The 17,648-nt window shown below is 69.3% G+C and carries 17 protein-coding genes; 13 read left to right on the top strand and 4 right to left on the bottom strand.

Annotation, left to right across the window (positions count from 1 at the left end):
• Positions 1–1,064, bottom strand: a 1,064-nt coding sequence (locus tag AB0M47_RS36735; RefSeq protein WP_363422416.1) for a transglycosylase domain-containing protein, incomplete at its 3' end; no start/stop codon positions are given.
• A gap of 95 nt (positions 1,065–1,159) precedes the next feature.
• The gene (locus tag AB0M47_RS36730) at positions 1,160–1,588 is read right to left on the bottom strand and encodes a DUF5318 family protein (RefSeq protein ID WP_363422414.1); all 429 of its coding nucleotides are present in this window, start codon (positions 1,586–1,588) and stop codon (positions 1,160–1,162) included.
• 203 nt (positions 1,589–1,791) lie between these two features.
• Between AB0M47_RS36730 and AB0M47_RS36725 the strand changes: the two genes are divergently transcribed.
• The 6 genes from AB0M47_RS36725 to AB0M47_RS36700 all read left to right on the top strand — a co-directional run bounded on the left by AB0M47_RS36725 (position 1,792) and on the right by AB0M47_RS36700 (position 7,192).
• On the top strand, positions 1,792–2,439 hold the full coding sequence (locus AB0M47_RS36725) for a PadR family transcriptional regulator (RefSeq protein WP_363422412.1): 648 nt from the start codon (positions 1,792–1,794) through the stop codon (positions 2,437–2,439).
• A 19-nt stretch (positions 2,440–2,458) separates the two neighbouring features.
• Entirely contained in the window at positions 2,459–3,538 is a 1,080-nt protein-coding gene (locus AB0M47_RS36720; RefSeq protein ID WP_363422410.1) for an inositol-3-phosphate synthase, read from the top strand.
• A gap of 76 nt (positions 3,539–3,614) precedes the next feature.
• Positions 3,615–4,586, top strand: a complete 972-nt coding sequence (locus tag AB0M47_RS36715) for a hypothetical protein (RefSeq protein WP_363422408.1) — start codon at positions 3,615–3,617, stop codon at positions 4,584–4,586.
• 80 nt (positions 4,587–4,666) lie between these two features.
• Positions 4,667–5,143 carry a DUF6584 family protein gene (locus AB0M47_RS36710; RefSeq protein WP_363422406.1) on the top strand — a complete coding sequence of 159 codons (477 nt, stop codon included), beginning with the start codon at positions 4,667–4,669 and terminating at the stop codon, positions 5,141–5,143.
• 67 nt (positions 5,144–5,210) lie between these two features.
• Positions 5,211–5,708, top strand: a complete 498-nt coding sequence (locus AB0M47_RS36705) for a DUF6584 family protein (RefSeq protein ID WP_253759151.1) — start codon at positions 5,211–5,213, stop codon at positions 5,706–5,708.
• Positions 5,709–5,812: 104 nt separating this feature from the next.
• On the top strand, positions 5,813–7,192 hold the full coding sequence (locus AB0M47_RS36700) for an MFS transporter (protein ID WP_363422403.1): 1,380 nt from the start codon (positions 5,813–5,815) through the stop codon (positions 7,190–7,192).
• Here AB0M47_RS36700 and AB0M47_RS36695 read toward each other — a convergent pair.
• Positions 7,189–8,622, bottom strand: a complete 1,434-nt coding sequence (locus tag AB0M47_RS36695; RefSeq protein WP_363422401.1) for a CCA tRNA nucleotidyltransferase — start codon at positions 8,620–8,622, stop codon at positions 7,189–7,191. The genes AB0M47_RS36700 and AB0M47_RS36695 overlap by 4 nt on opposite strands.
• Positions 8,623–8,754: 132 nt before the next feature.
• Between AB0M47_RS36695 and murJ the strand changes: the two genes are divergently transcribed.
• Positions 8,755–10,569, top strand: coding sequence for a murein biosynthesis integral membrane protein MurJ (murJ, locus tag AB0M47_RS36690; RefSeq protein ID WP_363422400.1), 1,815 nt, complete (start codon positions 8,755–8,757; stop codon positions 10,567–10,569).
• 16 nt (positions 10,570–10,585) lie between these two features.
• On the opposite strand, the gene AB0M47_RS36685 is transcribed toward murJ, so the two are convergent.
• A complete protein-coding gene (locus AB0M47_RS36685; protein WP_363422398.1) occupies positions 10,586–12,154 on the bottom strand; it encodes a helicase HerA-like domain-containing protein in 1,569 nt (522 codons plus the stop codon).
• A gap of 222 nt (positions 12,155–12,376) precedes the next feature.
• Between AB0M47_RS36685 and AB0M47_RS36680 the strand changes: the two genes are divergently transcribed.
• The 6 genes from AB0M47_RS36680 to AB0M47_RS36655 all read left to right on the top strand — a co-directional run.
• Positions 12,377–13,927: a protein kinase family protein gene (locus AB0M47_RS36680; protein WP_363422396.1), complete on the top strand. Its 1,551-nt coding sequence runs from the start codon at positions 12,377–12,379 to the stop codon at positions 13,925–13,927.
• Entirely contained in the window at positions 13,927–14,559 is a 633-nt protein-coding gene (gene sigM / locus AB0M47_RS36675) for an RNA polymerase sigma factor SigM (RefSeq protein WP_363422394.1), read from the top strand. The genes AB0M47_RS36680 and sigM overlap by 1 nt, the downstream gene beginning before the upstream one ends.
• Positions 14,556–15,437, top strand: a complete 882-nt coding sequence (locus tag AB0M47_RS36670) for a hypothetical protein (protein ID WP_363422392.1) — start codon at positions 14,556–14,558, stop codon at positions 15,435–15,437. The genes sigM and AB0M47_RS36670 overlap by 4 nt, the downstream gene beginning before the upstream one ends.
• Before the next feature lie 103 nt (positions 15,438–15,540).
• Entirely contained in the window at positions 15,541–16,470 is a 930-nt protein-coding gene (gene trxB / locus AB0M47_RS36665) for a thioredoxin-disulfide reductase (protein ID WP_363422390.1), read from the top strand.
• A 27-nt stretch (positions 16,471–16,497) separates the two neighbouring features.
• On the top strand, positions 16,498–16,818 hold the full coding sequence (trxA, locus tag AB0M47_RS36660; RefSeq protein WP_253759168.1) for a thioredoxin: 321 nt from the start codon (positions 16,498–16,500) through the stop codon (positions 16,816–16,818).
• Between the two features lie 200 nt (positions 16,819–17,018).
• Positions 17,019–17,648 (top strand): peptidoglycan-binding protein (locus AB0M47_RS36655; RefSeq protein ID WP_363422387.1); only part of this gene is annotated, 630 nt, incomplete at its 3' end.

The following is a 17,648-nucleotide window of genomic DNA, read 5'->3' as shown; positions in this document are numbered from 1 at the left end:
GCCTGCGCCGCCTTCTCCACCCCGACGGCGCCCCGGCCGAAGTCGATGGTGTTCAGGTAGAAGCCCATGATCGTGTTCTTGTCGTACTTGTCCTCCAGCTTGCGGGCGAGGACCGCCTCACGCAGCTTCCGGGCGTACGAGATCTGGGCCTGATCGGTGGCGATCTTGATGTACTGCTGGGTGATCGTGGAACCACCCTGCGTCTCGTCGGTGGTCAGCGTCTTCCACGCGGCTCGCATGATGCCGGAGTAGGAGATGCCGTGGTGCTCGAAGAAGTCCTTGTCCTCGCCGGCGATCATGGCCAGCCGGGTCTTCTCCGGGACGGTGAGGATCGGCACCATGATGCGGTTCTCGGAGCCGAGCTGAGCGAGCTGCGTCTTGCTGTCGCCCGCCATGATCATGGTGGTCTGCGCGCTCTTGAAGTTCTCCGGCGTCAGCTCGCTCACGCTGTCGAAGTAATAGGTGCCGCCGATGGCGCCCACCCCGAAGACGATGAGGAAGGCCGCGAACGACGCGATCAGGATCTTGGTCCGCTTGGCCTTCTTCGCCTTGTCGGCGGACGCCTGCCGCTTCGGCCGTCCACCCGAGCCGCCGTCGCCGCCACGATCCCGGGGACCGCGGGGTCCACCCGGGCCGCGGCCGTCGCCACCACCCGGTCCCTCCTCATATCCCCGAGCGCGTACGCTCGCCCGCCCGGCGGGCGACACTGGTGCGCCGGGAACACTGGCGCGCCCCGAAGACCCCGGTACGCCGGCCCGGCCGACCGAGGCCCGTCCGGCCGAGCCGGGAACGGAGGCAGATCCGGCGGCGCCGGGAACCGAGGCGGACCCCACCGAGGCCGATCCGGCCGCCCGGCCGTAGCCGGGGCCGTTGTCCGGCCACTCCTCACGACGGCCCGAGGGGGAGGGCTGTCCACCTCGGCGAGCGGGGTCGTCGTCGTACTGATAGCCGTAGCCATCACTGTTGACTTGTGCTCGGCCGCGTCCGGCGTTGCCGGAGCCTGCGGGCCGGCCGTCGCCGGCGTCGCCGGGCCATCCGGCGTTGGGGTCGCCGTACGAACTCATCTGTCACACCGTTCCGGTCACGGCGGGGGTTCCGCCTGGTCGGATCGCCGGACCACCCGGGAGTGGCACAGCGGCGGGGGCTTCAACCGGTCGGCTCACGCCGTGGCTGCCCGGCCGGGGGAGGCCGGGAGAGCCCCCGTTGTTTCTTCGGGCGCGGGCGCACCCGCGGTACCCAGCAGGAACTGTTCCACAAGGTGGTTCCACGAACACCCGCGGCACACCTCTACCACGTAGACCTGGAATTCGCGTAAAGAAGTCGCCAGCTTCGCCAGCTCGGCCCGGGAGCGGGCCTGCCCAGCCGACTGCTTCAACTCGTCACCGTAGATGTAGTGGACGTACGTGACGAACTCGCGCCGGCAGATGGGGCACAGCTCCTCGGTCGCCTCACCGTGATAACGAGCCGCGGTCTTCAAATAGGACGAGGCGTCGCAGACCTCATAGGTCCCGACGTGGCCGGCATAGACCTCGCGTAACAGCGCACGGCGCTGTAACGCATAGTCAACTACCTGCCGTTGCGTCCGCATGCTTCAGAAGGGTAACGGCTCCACCGGACGCCCGCGACATCCGTGACGGTAAGTGACCAGCCGACGGCCCGCGTGATCTTTCCGCCACAGTATGACGAGCCCACCGGTTCCCAAGGATTGCTTCGGGGTATCTTCGCGTTCTAACCTACGGATGTATCGGGCCGATACATCGGCGCCGAACGCAGCGGGGAAGGAGGGCAAGCGTGCTCGACCTGGCCATCCTCGGCATCCTCCACGAGGCCCCCATGCACGGCTATGAGCTGCGGAAACAGCTTGCTCTCAAGATCGGCCCGATGCGGGCGGCCATCAGCTACGGCTCCCTCTACCCGACTCTCCGGCGGCTGCAGGCCAGCGGCTGGATTGCCGAGGCGGGCGAGAGTTCGGCCGACGACGAAGCGGTCCCGCCGCTGACCAGCCGGCGTGGCCGAGTCGTGTACAAGATCACAGCCGAGGGCAAGGAGCGCTTCCAGGAGCTGCTCGCCCAGACCGGCCCGGAGACCTTCGACGATCCCGGGTTCGGGGTGCACTTCGCCTTCTTCGCCCGGACCGACGCGGAGATCCGGCTGCGCATCCTCGAAGGCCGCCGCCGCAAGGTCGAAGAACGCCGCGAAGGGCTGCGCGACGTGCTCGCCCGCGCCGCGGAGCGCGTCGACGCGTACACGCTGGAACTGCAACGGCACGGCCTCGACGCGGCCGAGCGCGAGGTGCGCTGGCTGGAGGAGCTGATCGCCAACGAGCGGTCCGGCCGGCCGCCGTCGCAACGCGCCGAGAGCGCGACCGATCCCCAGACTTCCGCGGTCCAACCGGGCCACGAAGAAGAACCGCCTGGCCAGACGCCGAGGCGGATGTGAACAAGAAGGAGGCACCCAGATGGGTTCCGTCCGCGTAGCCATCGTCGGCGTCGGCAACTGCGCCTCGTCCCTGGTTCAGGGCGTCGAGTACTACCGCAACGCCGACCCCAGCGAGCGCGTACCGGGTCTTATGCATGTCGATTTCGGGGGATACCACGTTCGTGACGTCGAGTTCGTCGCGGCGTTCGACGTCGATGCGAAGAAGGTCGGCCAGGATCTCGCCGCGGCCATCGTGGCCAGCGAGAACAACACGATCAAGCTCTGCGACGTGCCGCCGACGGGCGTGACCGTCCAGCGCGGTCCGACGCACGACGGGCTGGGCCAGTACTACCAGGAGATCGTGCAGGAGTCCGACGAGACGCCGGTCGACGTGGCCGAGGCGCTGCGGGCGGCCAAGGTCGACGTCGTGGTCTCCTACCTGCCGGTCGGTTCGGAGGTCGCCGACAAGTTCTACGCGCAGGCGGCGATCGACGCCGGTTGCGCCTTCGTGAACGCGCTGCCGGTCTTCATCGCTTCGGACCCGGTGTGGGCGAAGAAGTTCGAAGACGCCGGTCTGCCGATCGTCGGCGACGACATCAAGTCCCAGGTCGGTGCGACCATCGTGCACCGCGCGCTGGCGAAGCTGTTCGAGGACCGCGGCGTGGAGCTGCTGCGGACCTACCAGCTGAACTTCGGCGGGAACATGGACTTCATGAACATGCTGGAGCGCACCCGCCTGGTCTCGAAGAAGATCTCGAAGACCCAGTCGGTCACGTCCCAGATCCCGCACGAGATCAACAAGGGCGATGTACACATCGGACCGTCGGACCACGTGCCGTGGCTGTCGGACCGCAAGTGGGCCTACATCCGGCTCGAGGGTCGCGCCTTCGGCGACGTTCCGCTGAACGCCGAGCTCAAGCTCGAGGTGTGGGACTCGCCGAACTCGGCCGGCGTCATCATCGACGCGGTACGCGCGGCGAAGATCGCCCTCGACCGCAAGATCGGCGGCCCGATCCTGTCGGCGTCGAGCTACTTCATGAAGTCGCCGCCGGTGCAGTACAACGACCACGACGCGCACGAGGCCGTCGAGGCCTTCATCCGTGGCGAGGTCGAGCGCTGAACCACCCCGCCGAACAGATCGACGGGATAGCATCCTCCCCGGCAAGGTCCATTCAGGATTTTCTGGGGAGGATGCTTTGCGTAGAAGGACGATTTTCAAAGCCGCCGCCGCTGCGGCTGCGGCCGCTCCGGCCGCTGCGCTGCTCGGCGAGTCACCGGCCCAGGCGTACGCCGCTTATGACGTGGCCGTCTGCGAGCAGTACCACAATCAGATCCAGATCTACCCGTCCGGTTCGGCGTGGAGCACGTCGACGCTGAAGTGGAGCTTCAGCCCGGGTACGGCGAACGGCTGGTCGAACCTGTCGGACGTGAAGTTCCGCAACACCGCGGCGTTCGGCGAGGTCGCCCTCGTAACGGCGTCCGGCGGCAGGGTCGGCATCGTCGACAAGACCACCGAGGCCGCGCAGGAACTCAACGACGTGCTCTGGTCGGCGACGCCGGGCAACAACCCGCACGCCATCGAGCGCATCCCCAACATCGGCGCGATCGTGGTGGCCTCCTCCGGCGGATACCTCTATCTCTACGGCCCCACCGCCATCAGCGACCCGAGCACGCTGGCACTGGTCCAGACGATCTCCTTCGCCGGCGCGCACGGCGTCTGGTGGGACGACGTCGCCGGCAAGCTGTGGGCGATCGGCCAGGACTACGCGCGCATCTACACCGTGTCGGGCACCTATCGGTCCACCCGCCTGGCGCTGTCACGCTCCATCTCGATCGGCGCGCACCTCGGGCACAGCCTCGACGCCAGCTACTCCGACAGCAACCGGCTGCTCGCGACGGACGGCAGCAAGGTCATGACGATCGACAAGACGACGTACGCGGTGACTCAGGCGTACGCCGACAACTCGGTGAAGTCCTACTCGCAGCACAGTTCGGGCGAGGGTTTCTGGGTGCAGGCCACCGGCTCGACCTACCACGGGGACACCCGGAACTGGGTCAGCCCCAGCGTCCAGTTCTTCGACTCCGCCGGGGTGAAGTCGTTCACGCGCTCGCTGTCCTACGGCGCCGAGTTCTACAAGGCTCGCCTGCACAACGTCAACTTCCACTGAGAGTCATCAATTAGTCACGCAGCAGGGAACCCGGCAAGAAGGCCTTTACCGGATCGTCGGGTTCCTGTCACAGTGGGCTTATGCCTAAGGCACCCGTGCTGGACAAGGTCGCGGTGGATCTCGCCCGTGGTCACACCCAGCCCGCCATCCAGAGGCTGAGCAGCCTGGTCAACGCGTACCCGCATGACCTGGATCTGCGTCATCGCCTCGCCGCCGTGCACCGGATGACCGGCAACGCCGTCGAAGCCGGTCGCTGGGACTACCTCAACCCGACCGCTGAGCCGGCCGAGACGGCCGCGTTCGAGCGGGCGTTCCCGTCCGCGCCGCGCCGGCTGGCCGCGCTTCGCTGGCACGGAACGGCCGACCTGGCTCCGACCGAGCACGCCCGGCGGCGGCTCGTCGAGCTGACTGAGGCGGCCGCCGAGGAGGTCCCCGCTCCCGCCGAGGAGCGACCGCACCGGCATCGGTTCCTGACCGCCGCCGCGCTCATCGCCGGAGCCGTGGTCGTCGTGGCACTGGCCGTCCTGGGCGCTGTGACCATCCTTCAGATCTTCTGAGAGCTGTGTTGCGGTTTCGTTACATTCGCGCCTAGCATCCACAGTCGTCAACCCAGATCATGTGTGAGTGGCAAAAGCCGATGTCCTCGCCCGGGTCAAGCGGGACCTTGCCGCTGGTCATACCTACCCGGCCACGCAGCGGTTACGGACGCTCGTCGCCTCGCATCCGGACGACCTGGAGATCTACCGGCTGCTCTGCTCGGTCTATCGGCAGACCGGCAACCTCGCCGAAGCCGGCCGCTGGGGTTTCCTGACCGACGAGGTACGCCCTGACGAACTCGCCGCGTTCGCCCGAGTCCACACCAACCCCTGGTCCCGCGTACGCCTCCTGCGGTGGACCGGCGACCCGGCGACGCTGGCCGAGCCGATTCAGCAGCGCCTGAGCGAGCTGCTCGCCGAGGCCGAGCACTCCGGGCCGCCGGAGATCTGGGTGGGCTCCTACCGCGCCCCGGCGAAGACCCGCGGCTCGCTGGGCCCGTGTCTGTTCACCGCGATCGCCCTCGGCATCGTCGTCGTCCTCGCCGGGATCGGCGCCATCCGAGCCATCGCTTGGCTGGTCGAATAGTCCGAGCCTGGCTGGTCGAATAGTCCGATTCTGCCGCCCGGCGAGCGGGTGAACAGCTCGTGCTGCAGGTCACGATTCGCCGTTCTTTCACATACGCTGGTCGCGTGCCACCGCCGACCACCTCGTCCGCCGTCGCCGCTGACCTGGAGCGCAAGGTCGACGGCCACTATCTGCGGGCCATCCTCGGCGCTCGGGAATTCCGCCGGCTGCTCACCGTCCGGCTGCTCAGTCAGCTCTCCGACGGCTGGTTCCAGGCCGGGTTGGCCGGTTCGCTGCTGTTCAATCCGTCGAAGCAGTCCAGCGCCTTGGCGGTGGCCTCGGGCTTCGCCATGCTGCTGCTGCCGTACTCGCTGCTGGGACCGTTCATCGGGGTGTTCCTGGACCGCTGGGACCGCCGGATCGCGCTGGCGCTGGCGAACCTGAGCCGAGCGGTGCTGGTCGTTCCGGCGGTGGCCTTGATCTGGATCGGCGACCAAGGGCCTAGCTTCGGCCTGGCCGCTTTGCTCGTGATCGCGATCAACCGCTTCTTCCTGGCCGGGCTGTCCGCGTCGCTGCCGAAGGTGGTCGAGGACTCCCGGCTGGTCACGGCGAACGCACTGGCCTCGACCGCCGGCACGATCTGCTACTCGATCGGGCTGTTCACGTCGGCGGCGTTGGTCGCCACCTCGGTCGTGCACACCACCCAGCACGGGTACGCCGGGATCGCTGCTTTCGCCGCACTCGGCTACCTCGCGTCCGGCGTGCTCACGTACGTCTCCTTCCGGCCGGGCACGCTCGGCCCGGAAGACGACGAGCGGCCGGCGATCGGGGTGTGGACCGCCGTCGTCGACGTCGCCCGGGGAATGATCCGCGGTCTGCGGCACCTCGCCGAGCGGCCGCCCGCGGCCCGCGCGATGTTGCTGACCGGCGGGCATCGGTTCCTCTACGGCTATCTCACCCTGGCCGTGCTGCTGCTCTACAGCCGGTATTTCGGCCACGGCACCGCGAACCACACGACGCAGTCGCTGTGGTCGCTCGGTCAGGTCGTCATCGCGGGCGCGGCCGGCGCCGGCATCGCCGCCGTGATCACCCCGGCTGCGAGCCGCCGATTCGGCCCCCAACGCTGGATCACCCTGCTGCTCGCCGGGATCGCCGTCGCGATCGTCGCCCTCGGGCTGCCCTTCATCGCCCCGCTGCTGCTGGTGGCGGCCGCGCTGATGAACATCGCGTCGCAGAGCATGAAGATCATCGTGGACGCGACGTTGCAGCACGAGTGCGAGGACGACTATCGAGGCCGCATCTTCAGCCTGAACGACACCGTCTTCAACGGGGTCATGGTGCTCGGGCTGTTCCTCGCGGCGCTGACCCTCCCGCCCAACGGACGCTCGGCGGGTGCCCTCATCGGCATCGCGATCGGGTACGCCCTGCTCGCCGCGTGGTACGGCGGCCTACTGCGGCGGCGGCGAGCCGGGCCGGCCCCCTCCGAAAAGGCGGAGTCGGCCTAGAGGTTGTCCTCGGCCCAGGCGCGCAGTTCGTGCTCGGCCTCGTCCTGACTGAGCGGGCCCCGCTCCAGGCGTACCTCTTTGAGATGCTTCCAGGCCTTGCCCACCAGCGGGCCCGGCGGCAGCCCGAGCAACTCCATGATCGCGTTGCCGTCGAGGTCGGGCCGGACCTTGGCCAGGTCCTCCTCGGCGGCGATCCGGGCGATGCGCTCTTCGAGCGCGTCGTAGTCGGCGGCGAGTTGCGCGGCCTTGCGCCGGTTCCGGGTCGTGCAGTCCGACCGGGTGAGCTTGTGGAGGCGGGCGAGCAGCTCGCTGGCGTCGTGGACGTAGCGGCGGACGGCCGAGTCGGTCCACTCCCCGCGGCCGTAGCCATAAAAGCGCAGGTGCAGCGTGATCAGGCCGACCACCGGGCTGATCACGTCCTTGGGGTACTTGAGCAGCTTGAGCCGGTGCTTGGCCATCCGTGCGCCGACCAGCTCGTGATGGTGGAAGCTGACCCGGCCGTCGGAGCCGACCGCCTTGGTCGCCGGCTTGCCGATGTCGTGCAGCAGCGCGGCCAGGCGCAGCACCAGGTCGGGCCCGCCGTCGGCGATGTCGAGGTTCACCGCGTTCTGCACCACCGTCAGGGTGTGCTCGTAGACGTCCTTGTGTTGGGCGTGCTCGTCGATCTCCATCTTCAGCTCGGTCAGCTCCGGGAGGAAGATCTCCGCCAGCCCGGTCTCGACCAGCAACCGCAGGCCGGTCACCGGGTCCTCGCCGAGCAGGAGCTTGCTGAACTCCTCCCGTACGCGTTCCGCCGTGATCCGGGTGAGCTGCCCCGACATGTCGGACATCGCGCGGATGACCGGCTCGTCGACGACGAAGCGGAGTTGGGCGGCGAATCGGGCGGCGCGCAGCATCCGCAGCGGATCGTCGCCGAAGCTCTGCTCGGGGGCCTTCGGCGTCCGGATCATCCGCTCGTGCAGATCCCGGAGTCCGCCGTAGAGGTCGGTGAACCGGTGATCGTGCAGGCTGACGGCCATCGCGTTGATGCTGAAGTCGCGACGGCTCAGATCATCGGAGAGCGAGGTGCCGTACTGCACCGCCGGGTTGCGGCTGACGCCGTCGTAGGACTCCGCCCGATAGGTCGTGATCTCCAGGCGCAGCCCGTCGCGGAACGCCCCGATCGTGCCGAACTCCCGCCCGGTCTCCCAGGTGGCCTCGGCCCAGCCCTTGACGATGCGCAGCGTCTCGTCCGGATGTGCGTCGGTGCAGAAGTCGAGATCATCGCCGAGGCGGCCCAGGAGCGCGTCGCGGACGGAGCCGCCGACGAGGTGGATGTCGTGCCCGGCCTGGGCGAACCGGCGGCCCAGTTCGTCGGCCACGGGAAAACGCGCCAGCAGCGCGTGCACGGCTTCGCGCTGGGCGGTGGTCAGGTCGTTCGTGTTCGACATCGGTCAGCCAGCCTACCGGGCGGGTGCGGTGCGCTCGCGCCCCGGATCGCTTTGATCACCTCAGGAACCGGGCCTTGATCACCTAGGAGCGGCGTGAAAGCGGAGCGTCGCGCGAGCCGTTAGGGTGGCGCGGTGAGCAGAGATCCCGAGCACGACTGGTTCCCCTGGGACGAGACGGGGACGTTTCCCCGGATCGATCCGGATTCGACCGTGTTGCTGCCCCGGATCAGCGATCCGTCCCCGGCCGGGGAGACCGAAGCCGCCGCCGAGCGGACGATGATCGTGCCGCAGATCCGCCCCACCCGGAATCAGCCGCCGCCCGCCGCCCCCGCACGGACGACGGAGGCCCCGAAGCCGCCGGAGGGCAACACCGCCGCGGGCAACTCCGCCCTGATGGCGATCGGGTCGCTGGTCAGCCGGGGCACGGGCTTCCTGCGTACGGCGATGATCGCGGCAGCGCTCGGTGGGGCCGCGTTGGGACTCGGCGACGCGTACACGGCGGCGCAGTTCTTCCCCGGCATGGTCTACGAGTTCCTCATCGGCGGCGTCCTGTCCAGCGTCGTCGTCCCGGTGCTCGTCCGGGCCCGCGATCGTGACCCCGACGGGGGAGAGGCGTACGCCCAGCGGCTGCTCACGCTGGCCGCCCTGGTGCTCGGCGGCGCGGCCGTCATCGCCACCCTCTGCGCGCCGATCCTCACGATCATCTTCACGACCGCCGACACCGGGCAGGACTACCGGGAACTCGTCACCGCGCTGTCCTACTTCACCCTGCCGGCCATCTTCTTCTTCGGGATCTCGGCCATCCTGGCGGCGTACCTGAACACTCGTGGCAGCTTCGGCCCGCCGATGTGGACGCCGATCCTCAACAACGTCGTCGTGATCACGACGTGCGCGCTGTTCATCGCGTTCTTCGGGGCGGTGGCCCGGCAGGCCGGCGACGTCAGTCCGGGGATGGTCGTCCTGCTCGGCGGCGGCACGCTGCTCGGCATCATCCTCCAGACGGCCGGCCTGCTCCCGGCGCTGCGCCGGGCCGGGTTCCGCTGGCGCGCACGGTTCGACTTCCGAGCCCTCGGGCTGCGGCACCTGGGCCACCTCGGCGGCTGGATGTTCTGCTACGTCGCGGTCAGCCAGATCGGCGTACTGGTCCTGCTCCGCCTGCTCAGCGGCAACAGCCTGCTGATCTACAACAACGTCTTCCTGCTGATGATGATGGCGCACGGGATCGTCGCCGTCTCGATCGTCACCGCGCTCATGCCGCGCATGTCCGCCGCGTCGGCCGCCGGTCGCCTCGGCGACGTCGTCGAGGACCTCGCCAAGGGCGTCCGCACCACGTCGGCGGTGCTCGCGCCGATCGCGGTGGTCTTCGTCTTCCTCGCCGGGCCCACGATGACCGCGTTGTTCGTCCGCGGCGCGTTCACCGCCGAGAACGCGAACGACGGCGCGGCGGTGCTGGTCATGGCCGGCATCTCGCTGATCCCGTTCTCTCTCAGCCAGCTCTTCACGTTCGCCTTCTACGCGCTGCCCGACACGAAGACGCCCGCGGTCCTCAACATCCCGGTCGTACTGCTGCGCATCATCGTCCAGGTGGTCCTGTTCGGCTCGCTCGCCGCCGGCGGCGTGATGCTCGGCAACGGCATCTCCTACCTCCTCGCGATCGGGCTCAGCGCCTGGCAGCTGCGCAACCGGATCGGTCCGCTGGGCCTCGGCGGCACGGCGATGGTCCTCGCGCGGGTGGCGGCCGCCATGATCGCGGCCGGTCTCGTCGGCTGGGGCTCCACGCTCGGCCTGCGGGCGGTGGGCGTCGACAGCGCCTGGGTCCAGCTCATCCTGGGCGGCGGGCTGATCGTCGTGGCCTACCTCGCGGCCGCGAAGGCGCTGCGGATCCGCGAGATCGACGAGGTCTTCGACCTCCTCCAGCGGGTACGCCGAAAGCTGATCCGCCGCTAGTCGTCAAGAGCACTGCTCACTTCTTGGCTCGGCGAGCCGTTCCGAAGATGGAGCGGACGATGGCGGCCCCCGCCGCCGCGGCCGCGCCCTTGATCAAGTTCTGGGTCGTCCGGGACTTCAGCACCTGCTCCACCATGCCCGGCTCCGGCTTCGCCGCCTTCGTCGCCTTGGCCGACTTCGGCGCCTCAGCCTGTGGACCACCCTGTGGATAACTACCTTCCTCAGGCGTGGTGACCTGTGGATTCAACCGGGACAGCAGCATCTCGTACGCCGATTCCCGATCCACGGCTTCGGCGTACTTCGAGTAGAGCGGAGAGTTCTTCGTGCTCTCCTCCAGCAGGGTGGCCGGGGCCGCGGCCATCAGCGACTGCGGCGCTCGGAGGCGGGTCCACGCGACCGGCGTCGGGGCGCCTTTCTCCCCGAGGACGGTGACGATCGCCTCGCCGGTGCCGAGCTGGGTGAGCACCGCTTCCAGGTCGTACTCCGACTTGGGGAAGGTCGATGCGGTCGCCTTGAGCGCCTTCGCGTCGTCCGGCGTGTACGCCCGCAGCGCGTGCTGTACCCGGTTGCCGAGCTGCGCCAGCACGTCGGGATGCACGTCCTTCGGGGTCTGGGTGACGAAGAAGACGCCCACGCCCTTGGACCGGATGAGCCGGACGGTCTGGGTGATCGACTCCAGGAACGACTTGGACGCGTCCTTGAAGAGCAGGTGCGCCTCGTCGAAGAAGAAGCAGAGCTTGGGCTTGTCCGGGTCGCCCACCTCGGGCAGATCCTGGAACAGGTCGGCGAGCAGCCACATCAGGAAGGAGGAGAAGAGCGCGGGCTGCTGCACGACCCCGGGCAGTTCGAGGATGGACACCACGCCCTTGCCGTCCGGAGTGGTCCGGAGCAGGTCCGCGCTGGCGAACTCGGGCTCGCCGAAGAAGTCCTCCGCGCCCGCGTCCGAGAAGGCGATCAGCTCACGCAAGAGGACGCCCGCGGTCTGCTTCGCCAGCCCACCCAGGCTCTTCAGCTCCGCCGCGCCCTCGTCGGAGCCGAGGAACTGGATCACCGACCGGAGGTCCTTCAGATCCAGCAGGGGCAGCCCCTTCTTGTCGGCGTAGTGGAAGACCAGGTTGAGCGAGGACGACTGGACGTCGGTCAGCCCGAGCACCTTGCTGAGCAGGATCGGCCCGAAGCTCGTCACCGTCGCCCGGATGGGCGTTCCGGCGCCCCGCCCGCCCAGCGTGAAGAACTCGGCCGGGTACGCCGTCGGCGTCCACTCCTGGCCCATCTCCCGCATGCGAGCGGTGATCTTGTCGTTGGCCTCGCCCGCGACCGCCATTCCGCTGACGTCGCCCTTGATGTCGGCCAGAAACACCGATACGCCGGCCGCACTCAACTGTTCAGCCATGACCTGAAGCGTCTTCGTCTTACCGGTGCCCGTCGCCCCGGCTACCAGACCATGCCGGTTCAGCAGGGCCAGCGGTACGCGAATCGGGGCGGACGCGTCCACGGAGCCGTCCACGACGAGCGCGCCGAGATCCAACGCGGGGCCGTCGAAGGCGTACCCGGATTTGACTGCCGCCACTTGCTCAGCGCTCACGCTGCCCCCTTCCATCCGGCTTCATCCAAGTTTTCCGGATCTAGGGGCTTTGTAGGTCCAAATACGACATCTTCGGCTTGATCCACCCGCCGGAGGACGGCAAGGTGTCGCGAGTTTGTTTCAGACCGGTAAGGTCGCACCCAGTGTGCGCCGAGAGCGCTTAGGCTACGAGATGAGCGAGACCGCCAGTCCGCAGATGGCCCAGCACCGAGGGAGGACGGGGTGACCCAGGTCGACGAAGGTCAGCCGGTGGCGGAGCGGGAACGCCGCCCAGCAGACCAGCCGCCTGCGGAAGCCGAGTTCGCCGCGGGCGCCGATGCCGACTCGGACAGTCCGCCCGCCGCCGTGCGGGCGGCCGACGTGGGCGAGGTCCTGGCCGAGCGCTACCGCCTCGAAGAGCACATCAACAATGACGCCGCAGGCCGGCAGGTCTGGCGTGGCGTCGACATCATGCTGCTGCGCCCGATCGCGGTCGTGCTGCGCGCGCCGGGCGGCGACGCCGCTCAGGAGATGTTGGCGGCCGCCGTGACGGCGAGCCGGGTCGTACATCCGAACCTCATCGGCGTCTACGACGCGATCGACGAGGTCGACCGGGCCTACGTCGTCCGGGAGTGGATCGAGGGCGTCTCGCTGCGGCAGATGGTCGAACCCGACGGCGCGCTCGACGCCGATCGCGCGATCAGCATCAGCCACGCGGTCGCCGACGCCGCGTCGGCGTTGCACGCCAGCGGCATGGCGCACGGCAACATCCACCCCGGCACGGTGCTCATGGCCGACGACGGCCGAGTGGTGCTGACCGACGCCCGCGCCGGTTCGGCGACCAACGACGGCGACGTCCGGGCCATCGGCGGCCTGCTCTACTACGCGCTGACCGAGCAGTGGCCGCAGAAGGAGGCGGGGCCGACCGCCCTGCCAGACGCGGTCCGCGACGAATACGGCGTACTGGCCGCTCCTCGCCAGGTGCGCGCGGGGATTCCGACGCACATCGACGACCTGGTCTACGACCTGCTCGACCCGAAGGTGACGCTCCCGAGCGCCGACGTGCTGGCCGCCGAACTCGGCCGGCTCGACGTCGGTCCCGAGGAGCGCGGCTACGGCCCGCTGCGGTTCAGCGATTCGCTGCCCGAGCCGCCCCGGCAGGCGCCCCGCAAACTCATGTACGGCGTCGCCGCGGCGGTCGTGCTGGCCATCGTCGGGCTGACCCTGAGCGCCAAGGCGCTGACCAGCAAGGACGAGCCTGGCGGTGGTGGCCCGACGACGAGCGCCGGTCCCTCCTCCGCCGCCACGCCGGTGGTGGACCCGGTGGTCTACACCCTGACCGGATCGCAGATCGGCCTGTTCGACCCCTACGGCGGCAAGGACGAGACCGCCGGGCTCGGCAACGCGGTCGACGGCAAGAAGAGCACCGGCTGGAAGACCGACCACTACAACCAGAACTTCGGCCCCGGCGGGATCAAGCCCGGCATGGGCCTGGTCATCGACCTCGGCGCGGCCAAGGCGGTCGCCGACGTCACCGTCGTGCTGTCCGACAACGGCGCCTCCGTGAAGCTGCTCGGCGGCAACACGGTCCCCGACCAGGGCGCGCTGACCTCGTTCACGCAGATCGGCGGGGCGCTCGACGAGTTCAACGGCACCAACATGGTGTTCAGCACCGAGGACGCCGCCCAGGTCCGCTACCTCGTGCTGTGGATCAGCGGGATCCCCCGCGACCCGGAAGACGGCTCCAACCGGTACCAGATCGGCGTTCAGGAGATCACGGTCCGGGTGAAGTGATGCTTCCGCTGTCGGACGAGGATCTGCTGGCCGCGCACGTCGCCGGAGATCGCGAGGCCTTCGCCGAACTCGTCCGGCGGCACCGGGACCGGCTGTGGGCCGTCGCCGTGCGTACGCTGCACGACCGGGAGGAAGCCGCCGACGCGCTCCAGGACGCGCTGCTCAAGGCGTACCGGTCGGCCGAAGGCTATCGAGGCGAGGCGGCCGTGACCACCTGGCTGCACCGCATCGTCGTGAACTCGTGCCTCGACCGAGTACGCCGCCGGCAGGCCCGGCCGACCGTCCCGTTGCCTGGCGAGTCGACGGAGGACGAGGGCCGACGCCGCCCCGAGCCCGCCTCCCCGGTGATCGACCACGACACCCACCTCGTCGTACGCCAGGCGCTGGCCCAGCTCCCCGAGGAGCAGCGAGCCGCCCTGATCCTGGTCGACGTCCAGGGGTATCCGGTCGCGGAAGTCGCCACGATCTTGGGCGTCGCCGAAGGTACCGTGAAGAGCCGCTGCTCCCGTGGCAGAGCCCGGCTCGCGACGATGCTGAGTGACCTACGTAACGGCGGGAACCCACCTGGTCACGGCGACGTCTCAGGCATATCACGGGCAGGGCTAGATCAGGCGGGAGGTCGGTCGGCATGAGCCCCATCAACCAGCCCGACCTCGATCTGCTCGCCGATTACGTCGGCGGGGCGCTCGACGGCACGCCGGAGGCCGACCAGGTCAGCGAGCGGATCCGGACCGACATCACGTGGGCAGCCGCACACGCCGACCTCGTCGCCGCCACGGACGACGTCCAGGGCCGGCTACGTACGCTCGGCGGCGAATCGGAGACGATGCCGGACGACGTCTGGGGCCGGCTGGAGGCGACGCTGCTGGCCGAGCCGCCGATCGGGGCGCCCGATCCGAACGGCCCGACCCGGCCGGTCGACAACCGTCCGGCGGACAACCGCCCGGCCGGGCGGGCGGCCACTCGTCGCCGCCGCTGGGCGCCGGTGCTGGTCGGTCTCGTCATCCTCGCCGCGTTGGGGATCGGTATCTCGGCGTTGCGCCCGCTGACCGACGCGGCCAACGACAGCGGCGGCAGCGCCAACGCCCCCATGTCAGCACCGGATACCGAAGCCGCGTCCGCCGCCCGGTTCGCCACCGGCCGCGACTATTCCGAGACCACGTTGGTGCTGGCGACCGACTTCGGCAACGCCAACACCCTGCGGGCGACCGAGACCAGCCCGGAGAAGTCGGCGTCGGGCGCGCCCGCCCCGTTCTCCTCCTTCGCGTCGCCGGTGCCGGACGCGCTGTCCCGGCTGCTCACCGAGGCCGACCTGAGCCGCTGCCTGACCTGGGTCACCCAGCAGGTGCCCGGCACGGTGGTCGGCGTCGACTACGCCCGGTACGCCGGTTCCCCCGCGCTGATCGTGGTGACGCGTACCGCCGACGACGCCCGCTGGGTGGCGGTGGCCGGGCCGGACTGCGGCGTGGGGAACAATGCTGACCTCGTGGTGAGCAAGCGCGTCGGGTGACCTCGCGCACGCCTGCGCGGCCCGGGAATTCCACATCCGTACGATGGCGTTTCTAGGGTCGGTGACGCGGTCCGTCCCCATGGCAGATGCCCGAGGAGCAACTGTGAGCGACGTCAGGAACTTGATCATCATCGGATCCGGTCCCGCCGGATACACGGCGGCGGTCTATGCCGCGCGGGCGAACCTGAATCCGCTCGTGATCGAGGGCTTCGAATCCGGCGGCGCGCTCATGACCACGACCGAGGTCGAGAACTTCCCCGGCTTCCCGGACGGGATCATGGGCCCGCAGCTGATGGACCAGATGCGCAAGCAGGCCGAGCGCTTCGGCGCCGAGTTCCTGACCGACAACGCCACCCGCGTCGACCTGAGCGGTGACGTGAAGAAGGTCTGGGTCGGCGAGACGGAGTACGCCGCCCGCGCGGTCATCCTCAGCACCGGCTCGGCCTGGCGGCCGCTGGGCGTACCGGGGGAGCAGGAGTTCCTGGGCCACGGCGTGTCGTCCTGCGCGACCTGTGACGGCTTCTTCTTCCGCGACCACCACATCGTGGTCGTGGGCGGCGGCGACTCCGCGATGGAGGAGGCGACCTTCCTGACGAAGTTCGCCGAGACCGTGACGATCGTCCACCGTCGCGACGAGTTCCGCGCCAGCAAGATCATGGCCGAGCGCGCCCTGGCCAACCCGAAGATCAAGGTCGCCTGGAACTCCGCGATCGACGAGATCTTCGGTTCCGACGGCAAGGTCACCGGCGTCACGCTGCACGACACCGTCACCGGCGAGCAGCGCAAGCTCGACGTGACCGGCGTCTTCGTGGCGATCGGCCACGACCCCCGCAGCGAGCTGTTCCGGGGCCAGGTGGAGCTGGACGACGACGGCTACGTCGTCACCCAGGGCCAATCGACCTATACGAACCTGCCCGGCGTCTTCGCCGCCGGCGACCTGGTAGACCACACCTACCGCCAGGCCATCACCGCGGCCGGCTCCGGCTGCGCCGCCGCGCTCGACGCCGAGCGCTGGCTGGCCCACCTCCACTGATCAGCGCCAACCGCAAAGGAGACCCCCATGGGTGCCAAGGTCGTCACCGACGACACTTTCGTCAGCGATGTGCTCCAGTCCGACAAGCCGGTCCTGGTGGACTTCTGGGCCGAGTGGTGCCAGCCGTGCCGCAAGGTGTCGCCGGTGCTGGAGGAGATCGCCAACGAGATGGGCGACCGGGTACGCATCGTGAAGGTCAACATCGACGAGAACCCGGAGACCACCCGTGCGTACCGGGTGATGTCGGTTCCGACGCTGACCATCTTCAAGGGCGGCCAGCCGGTGCAGTCCGTGGCCGGTGCGAAGCCCAAGGGCGACCTGGTCCGGCTCATCGAGTCGGCTCTCTGAGTCCAGCAGCAGGCTTCTTCGGCCCCGTCGGCGTTCACTGACGGGGCCGAAGCCGTTTCGTCTGCCGTTTTCGGCGACGCGCACGGTACGCTCCCGTGGGCTTTCTCCTCGCACATCCGGCAAGCCGGACACGCCGCCGCTGGTTAGGCCGGCCGTGGTGCGGGGGATGGGTCCGGGAAGGTTTCGGCAGGAGGTGGTTCGTGCGTCCGATCCGGCGGGGCGACCAGGGCGCGGCTGTGCTCGAGATCCGCGGCATCCTCGCGGGCATGAGCCTGGCTGTCGACAAGCCCGATGACGCTGCCCACTTCACCGACGACATGGAACGCGGTGTGCGGGCTTTCCAGCAGAGCCGCGGATTGTCGGTCGACGGCGAAGTGGGCGACGAGACGTGGAGAGCACTGCTCGCCGCGCAGTGGCATCTGGGCGCCCGGACGCTCTACCACGCCGTGCCCGACGCGATCACCGGCGACGACGTACGCCAGCTGCAGGAACGTCTGCTGGAGATGGGCTACGACGTCGGCCGGGCCGACGGGGTCTACGGGCCGCGTACGGCGCGAGCGGTGGCGCAGTTCCAACGAGAGGTCGGCCTGACGCCGGACGGGGCCTGCGGCCCCCAGACGCTGCACGCGCTGCGCCGGCTCGGCCGCAAGGTCGTCGGCGGCGCCCCGTTGCGGCTCCGGGAGGAGCAGGTCTTCCAGGCGTACGGCCCGGTGCTGGTCGGCCGGCAGATCGTCATCGACCCCGGGCACGGCAGCGCCGACGATCCCGGGGTCACCGTCCCGGACGGGCCGCTGCGGTGGTCCGAGGCCGATCTCGCGTACGACTTGGCC

The organism is Hamadaea sp. NPDC051192 (assembly GCF_040682475.1).
In the GTDB taxonomy this organism is placed as follows: Bacteria; Actinomycetota; Actinomycetes; order Mycobacteriales; family Micromonosporaceae; genus Hamadaea; species Hamadaea flava.
Note: the sequence above shows the minus strand (reverse complement) of the source record. Positions and strands in the feature narration are given on the sequence as shown.